15 protein-coding genes and 3 pseudogenes are annotated in these 19,124 nt (G+C 73.1%); 8 read left to right on the plus strand and 10 right to left on the minus strand.

What is annotated here, in order from left to right:
• Positions 1-9: 9 nt before the first annotated feature.
• Both B056_RS0125990 and B056_RS0125995 read left to right on the plus strand, forming a co-directional pair.
• Positions 10-1,128, plus strand: coding sequence for an AMP-binding protein (locus tag B056_RS0125990; protein WP_018504782.1), 1,119 nt, complete (start codon positions 10-12; stop codon positions 1,126-1,128).
• Entirely contained in the window at positions 1,128-2,498 is a 1,371-nt protein-coding gene (locus tag B056_RS0125995) for an aldehyde dehydrogenase family protein (RefSeq protein ID WP_018504783.1), read from the plus strand. Before B056_RS0125990 ends, B056_RS0125995 begins: the two co-directional genes overlap by 1 nt.
• Before the next feature lie 18 nt (positions 2,499-2,516).
• Here B056_RS0125995 and B056_RS0126000 read toward each other — a convergent pair whose 3' ends face one another.
• Positions 2,517-3,083: a hypothetical protein gene (locus B056_RS0126000; RefSeq protein ID WP_018504784.1), complete on the minus strand. Its 567-nt coding sequence runs from the start codon at positions 3,081-3,083 to the stop codon at positions 2,517-2,519.
• Positions 3,084-3,389: 306 nt separating this feature from the next.
• On the opposite strand from B056_RS0126000, the pseudogene B056_RS46205 reads away from it, so the two are divergent.
• Positions 3,390-3,723 (plus strand): annotated as a pseudogene (locus B056_RS46205) (alcohol dehydrogenase catalytic domain-containing protein); the annotation flags it as partial.
• A gap of 182 nt (positions 3,724-3,905) precedes the next feature.
• On the opposite strand, the gene B056_RS0126010 reads toward B056_RS46205, so the two are convergent.
• From B056_RS0126010 to B056_RS0126040, 7 genes are all read right to left on the minus strand, one after another.
• A complete protein-coding gene (locus tag B056_RS0126010; protein ID WP_018504785.1) occupies positions 3,906-4,505 on the minus strand; it encodes a hypothetical protein in 600 nt (199 codons plus the stop codon).
• 202 nt (positions 4,506-4,707) lie between these two features.
• Complete coding sequence (locus B056_RS0126015) at positions 4,708-6,465, minus strand: ATP-binding cassette domain-containing protein (RefSeq protein ID WP_035752855.1); 1,758 nt, start codon at positions 6,463-6,465, stop codon at positions 4,708-4,710.
• Positions 6,462-7,472, minus strand: a complete 1,011-nt coding sequence (locus B056_RS0126020; RefSeq protein WP_018504787.1) for an ABC transporter permease — start codon at positions 7,470-7,472, stop codon at positions 6,462-6,464. Before B056_RS0126020 ends, B056_RS0126015 begins: the two co-directional genes overlap by 4 nt.
• Positions 7,469-8,431, minus strand: coding sequence for an ABC transporter permease (locus tag B056_RS0126025; RefSeq protein WP_018504788.1), 963 nt, complete (start codon positions 8,429-8,431; stop codon positions 7,469-7,471). The genes B056_RS0126020 and B056_RS0126025 overlap by 4 nt, the downstream gene beginning before the upstream one ends.
• A gap of 10 nt (positions 8,432-8,441) precedes the next feature.
• Positions 8,442-10,112 carry an ABC transporter substrate-binding protein gene (locus B056_RS0126030; protein WP_018504789.1) on the minus strand — a complete coding sequence of 557 codons (1,671 nt, stop codon included), beginning with the start codon at positions 10,110-10,112 and terminating at the stop codon, positions 8,442-8,444.
• Between the two features lie 55 nt (positions 10,113-10,167).
• Positions 10,168-11,355: an acyl-CoA dehydrogenase family protein gene (locus B056_RS0126035; RefSeq protein ID WP_018504790.1), complete on the minus strand. Its 1,188-nt coding sequence runs from the start codon at positions 11,353-11,355 to the stop codon at positions 10,168-10,170.
• Complete coding sequence (locus B056_RS0126040) at positions 11,352-12,554, minus strand: LLM class flavin-dependent oxidoreductase (protein ID WP_018504791.1); 1,203 nt, start codon at positions 12,552-12,554, stop codon at positions 11,352-11,354. The genes B056_RS0126035 and B056_RS0126040 overlap by 4 nt, the downstream gene beginning before the upstream one ends.
• A 777-nt stretch (positions 12,555-13,331) precedes the next feature.
• Between B056_RS0126040 and B056_RS0126050 the strand changes: the two genes are divergently transcribed.
• The gene (locus B056_RS0126050; protein WP_018504792.1) at positions 13,332-14,252 is read left to right on the plus strand and encodes a ribokinase; all 921 of its coding nucleotides are present in this window, start codon (positions 13,332-13,334) and stop codon (positions 14,250-14,252) included.
• Between the two features lie 73 nt (positions 14,253-14,325).
• Here B056_RS0126050 and B056_RS0126055 read toward each other — a convergent pair whose 3' ends face one another.
• A complete protein-coding gene (locus B056_RS0126055; protein ID WP_018504793.1) occupies positions 14,326-14,559 on the minus strand; it encodes a hypothetical protein in 234 nt (77 codons plus the stop codon).
• A 188-nt stretch (positions 14,560-14,747) separates the two neighbouring features.
• Positions 14,748-16,673 carry a DNA polymerase gene (locus B056_RS0126060; RefSeq protein ID WP_018504794.1) on the minus strand — a complete coding sequence of 642 codons (1,926 nt, stop codon included), beginning with the start codon at positions 16,671-16,673 and terminating at the stop codon, positions 14,748-14,750.
• 202 nt (positions 16,674-16,875) lie between these two features.
• On the opposite strand from B056_RS0126060, the gene B056_RS39720 reads away from it, so the two are divergent.
• The 4 genes and pseudogenes from B056_RS39720 to B056_RS0126090 form a co-directional block, all read left to right on the plus strand.
• Entirely contained in the window at positions 16,876-17,208 is a 333-nt protein-coding gene (locus B056_RS39720) for an SAM-dependent methyltransferase (protein ID WP_018504795.1), read from the plus strand.
• A gap of 573 nt (positions 17,209-17,781) precedes the next feature.
• A pseudogene (locus tag B056_RS44790) lies at positions 17,782-18,186 on the plus strand (recombinase family protein); the annotation flags it as partial.
• Positions 18,187-18,478: 292 nt separating this feature from the next.
• Positions 18,479-18,868 carry a zinc ribbon domain-containing protein gene (locus B056_RS44795; RefSeq protein WP_230203193.1) on the plus strand — a complete coding sequence of 130 codons (390 nt, stop codon included), beginning with the start codon at positions 18,479-18,481 and terminating at the stop codon, positions 18,866-18,868.
• A 73-nt stretch (positions 18,869-18,941) separates the two neighbouring features.
• A pseudogene (locus B056_RS0126090) lies at positions 18,942-19,124 on the plus strand (IS630 family transposase); the annotation flags it as partial.

The raw sequence follows: 19,124 nt of genomic DNA on the forward strand, positions 1-19,124 counted from the left end.
GAGGACCGAATGTCGCATCATTCCGATGCCGTACTGGCGCCCGATCCCGTGCTGGACGCCCCCTACGGGGCCGAGCCGGAGCCGGACGCGCTCATCCAGGCGGCCATGCGCTGGCATTTCTCGCCGGAGACGGGGTCGCCGTTCTGGCTGCGGACCGCGGAGGCCCTCGACTTCGATCCGCTCCGCGACGTGCGCACCTTCGCCGACCTCGCCCGCTTCCCCAATGTGGTGAACCAGCTGCGCGAGGTCCGGGTGGCGGATCTGATCCCGCGCGGCTACGGGCCGCACCCGGACGTGGTCGGTGTCTACGAGAGCGGCGGGACGACCGGGCCCCCCAAGCGGGTGGTCGTCCTGGAGGACTGGATGCGGCGTCTGGTGGCGAACGCGCAGGAGCACAGCGACCGGCGCGGCGTCCCGGACGGCGTCGGCTGGCTGGCCGTCGCGCCGAGCGGCCCGCACGTGTTCGGCGAGTTCGTCGGCCGGCAGGCGCGGCGGCGCGGCTCGGTCCGCTTCACCGTCGACCTCGATCCGCGCTGGGTCCGCAAGGTGCTCGCGGACGGTCGTCCCGAGGAGGCCGAACGCTACGCCGAGCATGTGATCGACCAGGCCGCCCACATCCTCGGCACCCAGGACATCGGGGTGCTCGTGACGACACCGCCGCTGCTGGAGCGGCTCGCGCGCCGCGACGACCTGGTGAAGCTCGTCAACGAGCACGTGCGGGTGATCTCCTGGGGTGGCGCCCATCTGGACGCCGACACCCGGTCGATCCTGCGGGACGAGGTCTTCCCCGAGATCCAGCTCTACGGCGTGTACGGCAGCACGATGGTGCTCGGCGGGGCGACCGAGCGGATCGGCCTCGCCGACGACGACCCGTGTGTCTTCGACCCGTACTCGCCGTACATCTCCTTCCAGGTCGTCGACCCGGACACCCGCCGCCCGGTCGAGTACGGTGAGCGCGGCCAGGTGATCATGAACCACATCAGTCGGAACGCCCTGCTGCCCAACAACCTCGAACGTGACCTGGCGATCCGGATCGAACCGCCGCCCGGCCAGATGGGGGACTCGGTCGCGGACGTCGGCCCGGTGGCGGTCTTCGGCGACGAGACGCTCATCGAGGGGGTCTACTGATGGCCGACCTGATCCAGCTCGACGCGCTCGGCCCGGCCGGCCCGTACCGGGCGCGCAACCGGGAGCTGATCCCCGACGTCACCGGGCGGCCCGTCGCCGAGCTGAGCCTGGTCCCGAGTCTGTTCGTGCGGCGCGGGATGGCCGCCCTGCACCGGGCCGGCACCGTGGCGGCGGACCGCCGCGCGGCCGCGCTCGCCCACGCCGGCCAGATCTTCGCCACCGGCGTCATCGACGGGATGTCCCGCGACGAGTACGAGCACACGGTCAGCCGGGTGTGCGGCCTGCCGATCTCGGTCGTGCGGGCCGCGGGCGACACAGTCGCGCTCGCCGCCCAGGAGGCGTACACCTCGGCCGACGCCGCCCGGCCGGCCGCGGCCGTCGACGACTGGCACGACCCGCTGACCCGGCAGGGACGGGCGCTGTGGACCCGGCGCGGCGACGTGTTCGCGGTGCACGCGGCGGGCAACCATCCGGCGGTGCACTCGCTGTGGCTGGAGGCGCTCGCGCTCGGCTACCGGGTGGCCGTCCGGCCGTCGCGCCGGGAGCCGTTCACCCCGCACCGGCTGGTCCTCGCCCTGCGCGCGGCCGGCTTCCCGGACGACTCGGTGCTGCTGCTGCCCACCGACCACCGGGTGGCCGACGAGATCATCGACGGCGCCGAGCTGGCGCTGGCCTACGGCGGGGACGACGTCGTCGCCAGGTACGGCCGGGACCCACGGGTGCTCACGCAGGGCCCGGGCCGGGCCAAGATCCTGCTCGACGACCCGGACTGGCGCGCCCACCTCGACGTCGTCGTCGACTCCGTCAGCCACGAGGGCGGGGCCGCCTGCGTCAACACCACCGCCGTGTTCGTCGCCGGTGACCCGACGCCGGTCGCCGCGGCCCTCGCCGAGCGACTGGCGGCCATCCCGAGCCTGCCACCGGAGGAGGAGAAGGCCGTCCTGCCGGTGTGGGGCGCCGCGGCCGCCAACGCCGTCGAGCATTACCTGCTCGACCACGCCGGCGACGCTCGGATGCTGCTGGGCGGCGACGGCGTGGCCGACGAGCTCGGCGACGGCAGCGCCGCCCTGCGCCCGGCGGTGCTCCAGCTGGACCGGTCGGACGCGCCCCAGGCCGGCGTCGAACTGCCCTTCCCCTGCGTCTGGGTGGCGCCGTGGAGCCGGGCGGACGGTGTCGGGCCGGTGCGGAACTCCCTGGTGCTCACCGCGATCACCACGGACGACGCGCTGCTGGAGGAGCTGGTGGCGGAGCCGACGATCAGCAACGTCTATGTCGGCGACCACCCGACCTACTGGATCCGGCCGGGTATCCCGCACGACCGCTATCTCGGCGAGTTCCTCATGCGGACGAAGGCGATGATCCGCGACTGAGCCGGGCCGCCCGCGGGGTCACCCGGGGACGGTCTCCCGGGCCCCCGTCGGCACCTCGCTGGGCGCCGTGGCGTCGCCGGGTGCCGTCGGGTCGGCGACCGGCAGCCAGGTCCCGTCGGTCTCGGCCCAGCCGTGGCCGCGGTCGTAGGCGGCGTTGAGCTCGCCGGTCAGCCGCGAGCCCCGCTCGGGCACCGGCAGCCCGTGATCTTCGGCGTGTTCTCTCAGCCACGCGCGGACCGCGGACGCGGAGGCCGACTGGTGCGGACGGCGCAGCCGGGAACGAGCCGGCGTCGGGCGTTTCGGAGTGCTCTCCGGCGGCACCGTCGTAATGGCGTCGTTCTTCTCCACGTCCGTCCACGCCGTGTCTATCTTGGCCGAGCGGGAGATGGGCACCGTCTCGCCGTACTCCGCGTACTCGCCGAGCACGGACGCTATTTCGTCGCGGCATTCATCGCACACGTCGAGCCGCACCAGCCGGCCATCGTAGGCGAGCATCGCGGTCCTGGTGGCGGCGACCCTCTCCGTGCCGTGGTTTCCGACGTTGTCGCACCAGACGTTGATGAGCGATATAATTTCGCGTGCCATCAGAAAGACCCCTCCTCGTGTTCGGACGCCCATCGTCCGGGTGTTTTCGGACACCAGCCTAGTGGGACCGTAGAAGCGTGGCAAATGGCCTATGGATCGCACTGTTCACATGTCGGTCAAATCGATAGGAGGCGCCGCGGAATATCGTCGGCCGGCGCCGCCGTCCGGGCCGGCCAGGGGGGTTCCGCCAGTACCCGGTCGGGCAGGCACTCCCACCCGCGCGTGCCAGCCTGTTAGCTGGAACCGCGCGGCGCGCAGGCACGCGGCGCGGTGGCCGGTCCCTCGCGGGCGGGCCACGGGCCGGCCCCGGTGGGCATCCCGATGGGCCACGAGTTCGTCGGCGTCGTGGAGGAGATGGGCGGCGAGGCCTCGACGCCGCGCCCCGGCGGCCTGGTCATCGCCCCGTTCGCCTGGCACCTGTGAGTTCTGCCGGGCGGGCCTGCGCACCTCGTGCCGCGTCGGCGGCTTCTTCGCGGCCGGCGACGGCAGCCACGCGGTGCTCGAGGCCGTCGGCTACCGGGACGCCTACGACCAGGCCCTCGGCATGGTCCGGGCGGGGGGCGTGATCAGCCGGGTCGGCGTGCCCCAGTATGCCTCGTCGAGCTGGAGCTGGGGGCACGGGCGATCGGGTCCGGCACCCCGTCGGAGGCGCCGGGCGGCCCCGCCGGCCCCGCCGTGAGCCTCGCCCGCCGCGAGGCCGGGAACTCACGGATCTGCTCCCGGTTGTCCACCCCGCCCGGGGTAGGCACGGCGCCGCGGCTCAGGGAGGCCCTGCCGGTACCAGGATCGACCGGGCCCGCCCCGGCCGGTGATCTTCGACTGTCAGGTGCAGGCCACCCTGTCGCTGCGGCGGCTGTCGACTCCGCCGCCGTCCACCGCGCTGGTGCACTGGGTGAAGATGACCAGGACCAGGTCGGGGGTCCGGGTGCCGCCGGCGAGGATCTGCACGCTCTGGCCGCGCCCGGTGAAGGTCAGCTTCGTTCTCCCGTCGGAACCGCCCTGCTGGAAGAACTTGTAACCGACGCCCGGCAGCGCCTGCTGGTAGAAGGCCAGGGTCGCGGCCGGGGTGACCTTGGCGAGGTTGAGCGTCGCGTCGGTCGGCTTGTTGTCGGACACGGTCACCTCCGCCCCCGGGGGAAACGGGAAATCCGCGGGAATGATGCCGGTACGCGGATCGGCGGGGGCCGACGCGGTGGGCGCCGCGGCCGCCACCGTGACCACCGGGGCCGGTGTCGCCGAACCCCCGGCCAGGCTGTCCGGGACGTCGGTTGCCCAGGTGTGCGGCACCTCGCTGGCGCTGGAGGCGCTCGCCGTGGCCGCCCCGTCGTCCGCGCCGCCCCCGCCGCACGCGGTGACCAGCAGTGCCAGCCCCACCCCGGAACAGACCATCGCGCTCCGCAGGCGCAGCCTTCCGATCCGCACTGTTCCCCCCGTTTTCAAGACCGTTCGATCTGTACACGGTCTTGTCAGCTCGCCACCCGGCCCGCGATTCACCCGTGACGTCATCCGCGACGCCGCTCGTGAAACTACCCGGACTCCGGCCGAAGTGGCGCGCCAGAATGTCCGGACACCTGCGGGGATCCCAGGATACGGGCTTGCGGGGAGGCGGCCGGTCCCGCGTCGCTCAGGCCGGTGCGACCTCCCGCACATCCTCCCGGGGGCGGGGCGCGCGGGTGGCGCCGCGCTGGCCGGGTACGGCGTCGATCAGCTCCCGGGTGTACTCGCTGCTCGGCGAGCCGAACACCGCCGCGACGGAGCCGGACTCGACCTGCCGGCCCCGGTTGAGCACCGACACCGTGTGCGAGATCCGCGCGACGACGGCCAGGTCGTGCGAGACGAACAGGTAGCTGAGGCCGAGGCGTTCCTGCAGGTCGGTCAGCAGCGCGAGGATCTGTTCCTGCACGGAGACGTCGAGCGCCGACACCGGTTCGTCGAGCAGCACCAGCTCGGGGGAGAGGGCGAGCGCGCGGGCGATGGCGACCCGCTGGCGCTGGCCGCCGGACAGCTCCGCCGGCAGCCGGTCGAGGTAGGAGCCGGGCAGCGCCACCTGGTCCAGCAGTTCCAGCGCGCGGGCCCGGCGGGTGTGCCGGTCGCCGATCCGGAACGACACCAGCGGCTCGGTGATGCTCTGCCCGACGGTGAACCGCGGGTCGAGCGAGGCGTACGGGTTCTGGTGGACGAGCTGGACCTTGCGGCGCAGCAACCGGGTCTGCTTCCAGCCCAGGCCGGTGATGTCGACGCCGTCGAGGCTGACCCGTCCCTCGGTCGCCTGCTCGAAGCCGAACGCGATGCGCAGCATCGTGGTCTTGCCGGAGCCGGACTCGCCGACGAGCGCGTGCGTGCGCCCGCGGGCCACCTCGACCGACACCCCGTCCAGGGCGAGGAACGAGCCGGCCTGCCGGCCCGGCAGCGGGTAGCGCTTGGAGACGTTCTCCAGCCGGATCACCGGGTCGGGGGTGGCGACCTGCTCGGCCGGCAGCTGGAAGCGGGGCACGATCTGGCCGCCGTGGGCCAGGCCGGGCGCGGCGGCGATGAGTCGCCTGGTGTAGTCCCGCGCCGGGCTCACCAGGATGTCGCCCGGGTGGCCCTGCTCGACGATCTCCCCGTCCTGCAGGACGACCACGCGGTCCCCGCGGTCGGCGGCGACGGCGAGGTCGTGGGTGATGATCAGCAGCGAGATCCCGGACTCGCGGACGAGCCCCTCCAGGTGGTCGAGGATCCGGCGCTGCACGGTCACGTCGAGGGCGCTGGTCGGCTCGTCGGCGATGATCAGGCGGGGCCGGCCGGCCAGGGCGATCCCGATGAGCACGCGCTGACGCAGGCCACCGGACAGTTCGTGCGGGTACTGGCGGGCGCGCAGCCGCGGGTTGTCGACGCCGGCCTGCTCGAGGAACTCGAGTACCTCGGCGTCGAGATCGTCGCCGGTCACCCCGCGCAGCCGGATCGCCTCGGCGACCTGCCCGCCGATGCGGCGGGTGGGGTTGAGCCCGACCATCGGGTCCTGCGGCACGAGCCCGACGACCCGGCCGCGCAGCCCGCGCAGCACCTTCTCCCGGGCCCCGACGATCTCGACGGCGCCCGGGCCGTCCTCGGGGCCCGGACCGGTGTGGAGCAGGACGCTGCCGGCGGTGACCCGGGCGCTGTCGGGCAGCAGACCGATGATCGTGTTCGCGATCGTGGACTTGCCCGAGCCCGACTCGCCGACGAGGGCGACGATCTCCCCGGACCCGACCGACAGGTCGACGCCCCGCACGGCGGGCGTGGTCCGGCGGCGCCGGACGTAGCCGACGTGGAGATCCCGGATCGTCACCAGCGGGTCTGTCGGTGGATTCGTCGACGGGTCTGTCAGCGGGCTGGCCAATGGGCTTGTCGGGGCGGTCATCGCTCCAGCTCCTGGAGGGTCTTCGAGATGTGGTTGAGGCTCAGCACCGTCATGGCGACGAACAGCCCGGGCAGCAGCGAGACCCACGGAGCGGTGATGAGGTAGTTGCGGCCGGCGGAGATGAGGGTGCCCCACTCGGCGGTCGGCGGCGCCGCGCCGAAGCCCAGGAAGCTCAGCGACGCGATCGCGATGATCGCGACGCCTGTGTCCAGGACGGCGAGCACCGCGACCGGGCCCCACGAGTTCGGCAGCACGTGGCGCAGCAGCACCCGCAGCCAGGACGCCCCACCGCCGCGCGCCGCCTCGACGTAGGGCAGGGTCTTCACCCGCAGCACCTCGGCGCGGGTGGTCCGGGCGAATCCCGGCACGATGCCGACGCCGACGGCGACCGCCACCGGCACCGTGCCGAAGCCCAGGGCGGTGACGATGGACAGCGCCATCAGCAGGCTCGGGATGGCGAGCAGCACGTCGACGCCCCGCATGAGCACCGCGTCGACGAGGCCGCCGAAGAAGCCGGAGATCACACCGAGCGCGAGCCCGGCCACGATCGCGATCCCGAGCGCGATCAGGGTGGCCTTGATCGTCAGCGCCGAGCCGTGCAGCATGCGCGACCACAGGTCGCGGCCGAGCTCGTCGGTGCCGAACAGGTGGCCGAGACCCGGGCTGACCAGCCGGTCGGCCGGCGCGGTCGCGTAGGGGTCGTGCGAGGTGAACAGGCCCGGCGCGAACGCCGTCACCACCACGAAGGCGATGAACAGCACCGCGATCACGAACCCCGGCCTGGAGCCGAGGGTCCGCAGGCTCGCGGCGAGGTTGGCGCGCCGTCCACCGGGCTGGGACTCGTCGAGCAGTGTCTCGCCGGCGACGGTGCCGGCTCCGGTGCCGGCCGGGGCCGTGGCGGTGGCGGTGCCGGCCGGGATCGGTCCGCTGCCGGCCGGATCCGACTGAGAGATGGCCGGGCCGGGGCCGGCGGCCGGACCGGCGAGGTGGGTAGCCGAGACGGTCACGATGAGGCCACCTTCCGCCGGCCGCCCTGCACGATGCGGGGGTCCAGCAACGGATAGAGCAGATCGACCAGGAGGTTGACGAAGACGAAGACGGCGGCCGCCAGCGAGACGATCGCGAGCACGACCGGGACGTCCTGGGCCAGCACCGCCTCCTGGGCGAGCTTGCCGAGGCCGTTGCGGGAGAACACCGTCTCGACGACGATCGCGCTGGTGACGGTCAGGCCGACCAGGACGCCGAGGATGGTCAGGGCGGGCAGCAGCGCGTTGCGGAAGCCGTGCCGCCACTGCACCGCCGCCCGGGAGAGGCCCTTCGCGCGTGCCGTCACGATGTAGGGCTGGCGGAGCGTGTCGTCGAAGCTGCGCATCAGCACCTGCGCGAGCATCGACGCCGTCAGCAGCGAGATCGTGATGGTCGGCATCACCAGCGACTTCCAGCCCTTCACCCCGGTGGCCGGCAGCCAGCCGAGGTTGAACGACAGCAGCTGGATCAGCAGCAGCGCGATGAAGAACTGGGGGAAGGAAGCCCCGAACGAGGGCAGCCGGGTCAGGAACAGCCGCGCCGGCCGCCACCGCACGTAGGCGGCCAGGTAGGCCAGCCCCAGCCCGCCCACCAGCGAGAGGGCGGCGGCGGCGATGCTCAGCGCGACCGTGGGGCCCAGCCGGTCGCCGATGAGGTCGGCGACCGGCTGCTGCTTGGAGATCGAGTCACCGAAGTCTCCGTGCAGGAAGCCCCACAGGTGGGAGAAGTACTGGTTCAGCACCGGACGGTCCAGGCCGTACTGGGCCATCGCGGCGTGCAGCTGGGCGGGAGTGAGGCTGTCGGTCTCGATCCCCGCCGCTCCCAGTTGCAGGGCGACCGGATCGCTCGGCAGCAGGTAGAGGACCGCGAAGGTCACGGTGTAGGCCGCCCAGAGCACGACGAGCGCCTGGGCGAACCGACCGAGGACGTACCGAGTCATCAGAGTTCTCCTACTGCTGCTTCCAGACGTCGTTGAGCTTCAAGAAGCTCTCCGACGTGAAGGCGAAGCCGTGGACCTGGCCGCTGACCCCGGCGAACTGCACCCGCTCGAACTGCGGGAACGACACGCCCTGGTCGATGAGCAGGTTCTGCAGGTCGGCGTAGCCCTGCTTAATCGTCTCCGGGTCGGTGGTCTGCGCCGCCTTGGCGAACAGCCCGGTGAGCTCCGTCAGGGTCTCCGGGGTCGTCGCGTTCGTCGCGAGTGCCTTGGAGTTGGCGTGGGCCGGGTCGAGGATGAACTGCAGCGCGCCCGGGTCGGCCCGGGTGAAGTAGCTGCTGGCGAGGTCGTAGTCGCCGTTCTTGTACTTCGCGGGAAGCTCGGCCGTCGTCGTGGTGTCGAGCACGAGGTCGATGCCGACCTGCTTGAGCTGGTCCTGGATGAGCTCGGCGCCGACGTTGAACGTGGTGGTCGGCGTCTTCAGCGTGAGCTTCTGGCTGTCCTTGTAGCGGTAGCCGTCGGGGCCGAGCTTCCAGCCGGCCTCGTCGAGGAGCTTGCCCGCGCCCGCGGGGTCGTGGCGGAGCTTGTCGGCCTGCGACACGAAGTACGGCGTCGTCGAGTCGAAGGCGCCGGAGACGACCGGGTAGTCGGCGCCGAACACCGTCTTGGCGTAGCTCTCGAGGTCGAACGCCTTGTACAGCGCCTTGCGGACGTTGAGGTCGGCCAGCGGGCGCCCCGCGGTCACGTTGGGGAAGAACACCGACGCCGGGCCCGGCAGCGGCCGGGACTCCACGGTGTCACCCGACTTCGTGATCAGCTCGCGGTCCTCGACCGTGAACGGGTTACGCGGCCAGGCGATGTCGACGGCGCCGCTGAGCAGGTTGCCGGTGCGCACGCTGTCCTCGGCGACATAGCTGAACTCGACGGTGTCGAGGTGGGCCTCGCCGGTGTTCTCCGACAGCGCCGAGCCCCAGGCGTAGCCCGGCCGCCGCTTCAGGACGGTGAGCTCGTTGGGCTTGTAGCTGGCGAGGGTGAAGGCGCCGGAGCCGATGTAGCCGCCGAGGCAGCGCTCCTTGCTCGTCTTCTGGTACGAGGCCGGTGAGATGATCGCCAGGTTGGTCGTCGAGGTGGCCTGAAGGAACGAGGCGTTCGGCGTCGAGAAGACGATCTTGACGGTGCTCGGGTCGACGACCTCGCTGTGGTCGTAGCCGAGGATGTAGCTGGCGCCGTAGGCCGTGCCCCCGGTCTCCGCCACGACGGCCTTGTCGCCGTCGAAGTTGGCCTTGACCGCCGCGGCGTCGAGCGGGGTGCCGTCGCTGAACGTGACCCCGTCACGCAGGTGGAAGGTGTACTCCCTGCCGTCCGCGCTGATCTCCCACTTCTCGGCGAGCCAGGGCTTGATCTCGCCGGTCTTGGGGTCCTGGTCGGTCAGCGAGTCGGCGACGTTGCGGATGACGGTGCGGTGCTCGATCCAGTAGGTCTGGAACGGGTCGAGGCAGGTGAACGTCGGGTTGTCCGGGAAGAACGCGACTTTCAGGGTGCCGCCGGCGACCGGCGCTCCGGCGATGTCGTTGGCGGCGCCGTCGTCACCGGAGGAGCCGCACGCGCTCAGGCCCAGTGCGGCCGTGACGGCCAGGGCCGTGGCGATGAGGCCGGGCCGGGGCGAGCGAAGGCGTCGTTTCATCGATTCGTTTCTTTTCTTTCTCGAGGGATGGAACGGGATCGGGTTGTCGTCGGGACTACTGGCCGAGCAGCCGGCGGCCGGCGGCGAGCAGGGCGGTGTCCTCCTGCGGCGGGTGGACCCGCACGCACAGGACGTCGCGGAGCAGGCGCTCGAACGGCTGGTGCCGGGTGAGCGCCGGGTTGCCCAGCGCGGCGACCGCGGTGTTGACCGCGGCGATCGCCGAGCGGGCGATCTGGATCTTCAGCAGCGACAGCTGCGGCAGGTGCGTGGTGTCGCCCGCCTCGGCGCGCAGGAGCGCGCCGAACAGAAGGGTCTCGGCCTGGGCGATCTGCGCGTCGATCTCCCCCGCGACGACCTGGATGCGTTCGGTCGTCGCGATCGGGCGGCCGAGGGCGGTGGGCACCCGCTCGCGGGTGAACCGCGTGAAGGCGGTGCGAGCCGCCCGGGCGACGCCGACGTAGAGCGCCGGGTGGCCGAAGCCGCCGATACCCGCCGCCGCGGCCGGGTCCCGGTACACACCGTCGGGACCGCGCGGGATCTCGACGAACGCCTCGACCGGCAGCCGGACGTCCTCGTACCTGACGTCATGGGTGTTGGACGCCCGCAGGCCGAGGTGGTCCCACGTGTCGACCCAGGCGATCCCGGGCAGGTCGCCCGGGACGATCACGTGGCCGACGCGGGGATGCGCCGGGTCGCCGGCGGGCTCGTCGGCGACCGCCCACACGAGGTGGTAGGCGAGCGCGGTGCCGCCGGTCGCGTACGCCTTGTGGCCGTTGAGCACCCAGCCGTCGGCGGTGCGGGTCGCCGTCGTCGTCGGCAGGCCGCCGCGGGCCGGGGCGCCGAGCTCGGGTTCGGCGCGGACGGCGTTGGCGAGCGTCGGCCCCTCCGCGCTGCGGCGCAGGAAGTCGGCGTAGTACGCCTCGGGCCAGTGGCCGGCCGCGGCCTGCGCCTGGTGGGTGCCGAGGTTGTTGGCGGCGAGCAGCGCGACGGACGCGTCGCCCTCGCCGAGGGCGACGAGGATGCGGGCGGTGTCCACGAGCCCGAGGCCGGGCCCGCCGTACCGCGGGCCCACGGTCGCGGTCAGCAGCCCGGCGCGGTGCGCGGCCGCCAGGCCCCGGACCGGGATCTCGCCCGTGCGGTCGTACGCCGGCGCGACCGCGGCGATCTCGTCCGTGACGGCCGCCAGCGCCTCCGGGGACAGGTCGGGGCGGATCAGCTCGGGGGTGCGCACCGCCGTCGTCATCGCGGGCCGGCCAGCGCGGCGGGGTCGAAATTGGGGGCGAGGGCGCCGGGGTGGGCGTCCTGCAGTGTGCCGCGCTGCCCGGTGGCGGCGCGGTGCGCCAGCTCCTGGCGGACGAGGGGCAGGATGTGCCGGCCGTAGTCGACGGCGTCGGCGAGGGTGTCGTAGCCACGGATCGAGACCAGACTGGCACCCTGGTCGACGTAGTCGAGGATGGCGGCGGCGACCGTCTCCGGGCTGCCGACGAGGGCGGTGGAGGCACCGGCCGCGTTGGTCGCGGCCGCGGTGCGGGTCCACAGCGCGCGGTCGTAGACCTCGGCCCGCTGGGCGAACTCCAGCGCGCGCTGCGAGCCGACGTTCTGCGGCGAGCCGGTGAGGAAGCGCGCGGGATGACCGCCCGCGTTGTACGTCTTCTCGATCTTCGCGACGTAGTCGAAGGCCTTGCGCCAGGCGAGGTCGTCCGTCTTGGCGATGATCGGGCGGAAGGTCACCCAGATGCGCGGCCGGTCGGTGCGCCCGGCCGCGGCGGCGATCGCGTTGACCCGGTCGATCTCCGAGCGCAGGTCGGCCAGCGGCTCGCCCCAGAAGCTGAAGATGTCCGCCTTGGCCCCGCCGACCTGGAACGCGGCGTCGGACTGGCCGCCGATCGAGATCGGGATGGTGTCGCCGTACGGCCGGAAGCCCGGACCGAACTCGTCGAACTTGTAGAACTCGCCCTCGTGGCTGAACGGGCTGGTCTCCGACCAGGACCGGCGCAGCAGGTCGATGTACTCCGAGGTGCGCGCGTAGCGGCGGTCCTTCGGCAGGTAGTCGCCGTGCCGCGCCTGCTCGGCGTCGTTGCCGCCGGAGATCAGGTGGACGACGGCGCGGCCCTCGGTGAGCTGGTCGAGGGTGGCCAGCTTCTGCGCCCCCACCTGCGGGATCGTGGTGTTCGGCCGCAGCGCGACGATCGGGCGGAGGTTCTCGGTGAGCTGGCCGACGGCCGCGGCGATGACGAACGAGTCGGCGCTGTTCGAGCCGTAGGGGAGCAGGGTGTAGTTGTAGCCCGCCTCCTCGAGCGAGCGAACGTACCTGCGGAAGTACGGCAGGTCGATGCCCCGGCTCGGCACGGGATTCAGCTCGGTCGACGGGTTGAGATGCGACAGGCTGATGAACTCGACCTGTGAGGACGCGGTCGCGGGGATCTCCGTCGGACTGGTCATGCCAGGGTCCTTTCGATGCAGCTTCACGTGCGCGGGCGGTTCCGGTGCGCGACGGGTCAGGCGCGCGCGGAACGGCTCCGATGCGGTCCTGGACGGGTCCAGGTCGGGCCGGCGGCGGGTGTCAGGGGTGATCGACGGGAACGCGGCCGGCGGCCACGCACGGAGAGACAGGCCTGCCGGCGGCCGGGTGGACGGGGGAACCGGCAGACCGGCTCACGGGTGCGCCGATGCCCGGGACCGGAGAGCGCCATCCGGTGACCGACCGCGGATCGGCGGGATCAGGCCCACGGGCCGGAGCGCGCCGATCCGCGTCACAGCCGCGGCGCGAACACGGTCAGGACAGTCGGGAGCGAGGGGACGGGCAGGCGGTGCCGGTGGCAGATCCGGCCGCTGCGACGCGCCGGACGTCGTGTCGTGGTGTGGCTGGCTGTCGCGGGCCGCTCAGCGGGGGCGACAGCAGGCGGTGGTGAGGAGACCGAAATCGACGAACCGCCGACGGGTCAGCACCGACCGGGCGGTTGGCACGCGCGTCGCGTACCGACGCCGTGTGGCGTCGCGCGCCGTGCACGGACCGTACGCGCCCGTGCCCAGGTTCCCCGACATGTCCATCAGAATGGTGGAGAATATGAATGCTGTCCAGCGTTGAGTTGCGATCGAACCGATCCGGATACGCGATAGATCGTTTATGGTGATGCAGGTGGTGGGGTTGGGAGCCGGTTCGGCCTGGAGCCCGGCCGGGGGTGTTCAGGGGGCAGGGGCGTCCGGGACACTCGCGGTATGGCGACCCGCCACCCCGTGCCGCGGCAACCTTCGGTGACGATCGCCGTCCTCGGCAGCGCGAACATGGACCTGGTGGTCCGCCAGCCGCGGCTGGCCCGCCCCGGCGAGACGCTGTTCGGCTCCTCGTTCACGGCCGTCCCCGGGGGCAAGGGCCTCAACCAGGCGGTCGCGGCGGCCCGCGCGGGCGGCCGGGTCCGGTTCGCGGGAGCCGTCGGCGACGACCAGTTCGGGGCCGCGCTCCGCGCGCGGCTGGCCGCCGACGGGATCGACACCGCGGCGCTGGCGACGGTCGGAGCACCGACGGGAGTCGCGGCGGTCTCCGTCGTCGACGGAGGCGAGAACAGCATCGTCGTCGTCCCCGGAGCGAACCATGCTGTCATGGCCCTGGACGACGCCACCCGCGACCTGATCGCGCGGTCCGGGCTTCTCGTCACGCAGTTCGAGCGGCCGCTGGGCCTGGTCGGGGAGGCCCTGGCAGCCGCCCGTGCCAGCGGTGTCACCACGGTGCTCACCCCGGCGCCCGTCCTGCCCGCCCCCGCGGACCTGCTGGAGCTTGTCGACATCCTCGTCCCCAACGCGACGGAGGCCTGCGAGCTGGCCGGGACCGACGACGAGACGGCTGCCGCCCGCGCGCTGAGCCGGACCGCCGGAACCGTGGTGATGACCCGCGGCCCGCGCGGCGTCCTCGTGGCCCGCGGTGGCGCCGTGCTGGCGGAGGTGCCCGCGCGCCAGGTCGAAGCGGTCGACACCACGGCCGCCGGCGACACCCTCGCCGGGGTCATGGCGTCGGTGCTGGCGGCCGGGCAGGGTCTTGAGCGCGCGGTGCGGGTGGCGGTCACCGCGGCGTCGATCGCGGTGACCCGCCCGGGTGCCTCCGTCTCCATGCCCACCCGGGCTGAGATCGCCGCACTGCTCTGAGACCGGCACGCTCCATCGCCGCGTGTCCCATCACCGTCCGGCCCATCACCGTGTGCGGGTCACCGCCTGCGGGTCACGGCTGCGCCGTCCACTCGGCGCCGCAGGCCGTGCAGGTCTGGACCATGGTGCGGCTGAGCGAGCCGGCCCGGCGGGTGACGAGCGCGTCGGCCGGATGCGGGCACGGCTCGGTGCGGGCGGGGGCCGGGCCCGGGCCGGTGGGGGCCGCGCCCGGTGTCGGGCCCGGCGCCTTCCGAGTCCGCCGCTGCAGGGAGGCCAGGGAGGTGAGGACCTGCCGCCAGGCGGTCACGAGGTGGCCTCGGGCGTGAGTCGCACCAGGGCCGAAGGGCAGTTCGTCACCTCCCCAACGTCCCACATGGGTGAGACCGGGCCGGAACGCAGCGCCGAGGCCATACAGTCGCCTTCCGGTCACCTCGCCGGGCACTGTGCCAGGTCGCGGAGGGTTTATCCCGACTTGCGGTGCGCCGCGAGCGGCGGTCAGCCCTTGGCATCGGACCACCGCCGGACAACCGCGATGTCGACGACGAAACGGACGCCGCTGCCGGCGGCCCAGTATCCGGCGGTGGCGTCCAGCGCCCGGCGGGTCGCCTGCGCGGCCGCCTCCGCCCGCGCGGCCGGCACGTGCAGCAGCAGCTCGTCGTGCAGGCAGAGGACGATCGCGCCGCCGAGCGGGGCGATCGACTGGCGCACCGTCACCGCCCACGCCTTGAACAGCTCGGCGGCCGCGCCCTGCACGACGGCGTTGCGCGCGAACCGGCCCCAGGCCGTGCCCACCCTGTTCTCGTCGGCGGCGTCGCCGACCGCGGCGAACCGCAGCGGGATCCGCCGCCCGCCGAACGTCCGCAGCGGCGCTGGCGCCGCCGGCGACGCCGGTCGAGTCGCGCCCGACGGGTTCGGCGCGGGCCGGCCCAGGGCGGCGGCCCGGCCCGTGGCGTCGGCGGCGTCCAGGTACGCCAGCGCGACCGGGTACGTCTCGCGCATCTGCCGCAGGGCCTGGCCGGCGACGCCGGTCGTCTGCCCGTACATCGCGGCGAGCACCGCGACCTTCGCCGTCGGCCGGTCGACGCCGAGGCTGGCCGCGACCGGGGCGTAGAGATCGTCCTGGTGGGTCGCCCGGGTCAGCTCCGGGTCGCCGGAGACCACGGCCAGCACCCGCGGCTCGATCTGGCCGAGGTCGGCCCGGACGAACCGGTACCCGGGCTCGGCGATCACCACGACCCGCAGGTCGGCCGGCAGGTTGTGCAGGCCGGCGGCCGCGGTCATCCGGCCGGCGGCGCCGTCGCTGCCGTGCCACTCGCCCCGCAGCCGGCCGTCGGCGCCGACATGGGTGTCGAGCCACCGGTAGCCGTAGGTCGTCGCGATCCGCTCGGCCCTGCGCCAGGTGAGCAGCGCCTCGACGACCGGGTGCACGCCGCGCAGCGCGCTCAGCCGGCCCGAGCGGGTGTCCGGCACGTCGATGCCCACCGTGGCGAGCGCGGACCGCACCGCCGCCGGGTTACGCAGGTCGACCGACGTACCGAGATGGCGCAGGACGGGGGCGTCCCGGGCCCGCCGGGCCGCCGTGATCGCGGCGTCGCCGTGCGGCCGGGGCCCGACGGCGGCGGCGATCGTCGCCTCGGCGGTCTGGCGGTCCACCGGCAGGCCGTCCCGTCGCAGCTCGCGGGCGAGGAGCTCGGCGCCGGACTCGGCCCGCGCGGTCAGGACGGCCAGCGGGAGCCCGGCCGGCCGGGCCCGCGGGTCGGGCAGCGCGCGCAGTGCCTCCTCCTGGGTGGCCGTGACGGTGAGGGCCAGCTGGGCGAGCCGGCCCGCCCGGGCCAGCCGGGCACCGGTGCCACCCGGGCCGGCACCGCGCAGCGTCTCCTCGGCCCAGCCGGCCCGGAGCTGGCCGTCCGGGCCGATCGGGTCGTCGGCCGCGCCGGCGTCCGGGCCGCCCGGATGATCGACCAGCGCGAGCAGGTCGAGCTGGCCGTCGGCGCGGGGCCGGGGCGGCGCGGGCGGGAGCGGCAGGCCGCGCGCGCCGGCCCAGACCGCCGCCGGATCATCCCGGTGCCCCCCGTGCAGGACGCGGTGCGCCGCGGCGAGATCCCAGCACACGGCGGGGAGGGGAGCCCGCCCGCCACCGGCGCCGGTGGCCGCGTCCCCGCCGGCGCCCGGCGTGGCCAGCAGGGCCCCGGTGCCGTGCGCCGACCACCAGACCCACCGGGGGCGGAGGGCGTGTTCCACCTCGGCCAGGACGGCGGCGGGGTCGGCGGGCCGGGCCCAGACCGCACCGGCGCACGCCAGCGCCACCCCGACACCCGAGACCGGGACCACCGCCACCAGGGCGCCCCGCCCCACCCCGGCCGCCCGCAGCGCGGCCACGGCGCCGGCCGGCGTGCCGGCGGGAGGGGAGACGGGGACCACGCGGTCATCCTCTCCCGGCCCACCGACAGGTGGGCAGGTCGGTGCCAACAGGGCGATCGGACGGTTCCGCGACCGAAAGCGGGGGGTCAGCGGCGATGGGTGACACCGAGGTCGGGGCGGCCGGCGGGACCTCGTTCCTCAGATTCGTCAGCGCCAGCGTGAGCCCGCCGGATCCGCGGACCGACATCCCCACTCGGCCCGGATGCACGACTACTACCTGGGCGGGAAGGACAACTTCCCGGCGGACCGGGAGACGGCCGAGCAGGCGCTGGCGGCCTTCCCGAACCTGCGGCTCTACGCCCGGCAGAACCGGGCGTTCCTGCACCGGGCGGTCGCGCACGTGACGGCGACGGCCGGGGTGACCCAGTTCCTGGACATCGGCACCGGCATCCCCACCAACCCGAGCCTGCACGAGACCGCCCAGCGGTTCGAACCGGCGGCGCGCGTGCTCTACGTCGACAACGACCCGTCGACCCCATGGATGCGCACACCAGTAAGGCCCCGCGGCTGTCGGACCCTCAGCGCCGTGCGCTGACCTTCGCCCACGCGGGTGTTCTGTACTACCGGGCCGACAGCTTCGGTCACGGCTACTACGGGGAGCGGGACTGCGCTCCCGTCCGCATCCGCTGGAACACCTTCGAGGCGATCGAGCGTCGCGGTTGGGTCGTCAGGGAGCCAGCGGGAGACCCGAGCCTTCACGACGGCACCGTCACCATCCTCGCATACGTCCTGACCGACGCGGGACGCACGGTGTCGCGCTGGATGAGGCCCCCTCCGGGGAGACAGCGCCGCAGGACGAGGCCCCCGTCACGGTCGATGTTGCCGATCTCCGGCTTGGCGTGCCCACGTCGCTGGGCTGGGTCGACTACCTCTCTCGTCTCGACGATGGCGGGGCCATCGTCTACTACCTCCCGTTCGATCTCTCCGCGAAGACCTGCCGCGCGTGGCCTGCGGGAAAGCGGTTGACGCTCGTTCCCTGCCCGCACATCCCCGGCATCTTCGATCGCTCCCACTGTGCGAAGTGCGGTCACGAGCTGGGGAGCGTGGCCGCGTGAGGCCCACCATCACGCTCTGGTCGGACAATCGGGACGCCGCGTACGGTTCTGGGGTGGTTCGCAAGCTGCGCACGATCGGCTACCGCCGCATCTCCGACGATCGTGAAGGGCTGGAAGCCGGCGTCACCCGCCAGAAAGAGGACATCCGGGATCTTGCCGCGCGGCGTGACGACGTCGAGCTGATCGACGTTCTGACCGACAACGACCTGTCGGCCACGAAGGACTACCGGCCGGAGTTCGAACGCATCCTCGCCATGGCGCAGGCCGGGGAGATCGACGCGGTGATCGCGTGGACGTCGAACCGCTTCCTGCGTAACCGGCCCGACCGGATGCGCGTGATCGAGCTGCTCAAGGCCCGCAACGTCCGGCTGATTCCGGTCCGGGGCAACACCATGGATTTCACCTCCGCCGACGGCCGGATGATGACAGACATCATCTTTTCCATCGACGCGGGAGAGGCCGAGCGCACAGCGGAGCGTGTCGCACGGGCCGCACAGCAGCGGGCAGAGCAGGGCCGCCACCACGGCGGACGCCGGGCCTTCGGCTACGGGACGATCGTCGGCACCGACCACGCTGGCAAGCCCATCCGGGACTTCCACGCGGTCATCCCAGAAGAAGCCGCAGTCCTCCGCCGCATCGCTGCCGATGTGCTGGCAGGCATACCGTTGGGGGCCATCGCGCGCCAGCTCGACGCGCGAAGGCGTGGCGACCGTGACCGGTCGTCCGTGGGACCCGACCACACTCAAGGAGATGATGATCAACCCGCGGTTGATCGGCATGCGCGGCTACCAGACCCGCGCCACCCGCCGCTGCACGGGAACCATCGCGGTCATGGGCGAAGCACAGTGGCCCGCGATCCTGGATGTCGACACCTGGGAGCAGATTCGGGCGATCCCGACCGACGCATCGCGGCGGACCAACACCAACGCCGAGAAGGTTCGGCGCGTGCTGGCCGGTTTCGTCTACTGCGCCTCCTGTGGGCACAATCTGACCGGGAACGGCGCGAACGGGAAGCGGCTCTACTGCCAGGGGCGCAACGGCCGCTGTGCGGCCAAGGTCCGGATCGGGGAACGCTTCGTCGTCGAGCTGGTAAGCCTCGCCGTGCGCAAGCGTCTCGACGAACTAGTGCCGCATCCGTGAAGGTTTGCCCGTTGTGAGGGCGCGCCGGGTCGGGTCCCGCAGAGGCCTGGCTGTCCGGCTGATGATCTGTGGTGTGGCGGAACGGGTGCGGGTCCGGGAGATCGATCCGGACGAGGGGCAGCGGCTGTTGCGGATCGTGCGCCGTTCGTCGGGGTCGGTGGTGACGTGGCGGCGGGCGCAGATGATCCTGCTCTCCGCGCAGGCCATGACCCCAGGCAAGATCGCGGAGGTGACGTTCACGTCCGAGGACCGGGTC

Origin of the sequence: Parafrankia discariae (assembly GCF_000373365.1) — a bacterium.
Classification (GTDB): Bacteria; Actinomycetota; Actinomycetes; order Frankiales; family Frankiaceae; genus Parafrankia; species Parafrankia discariae.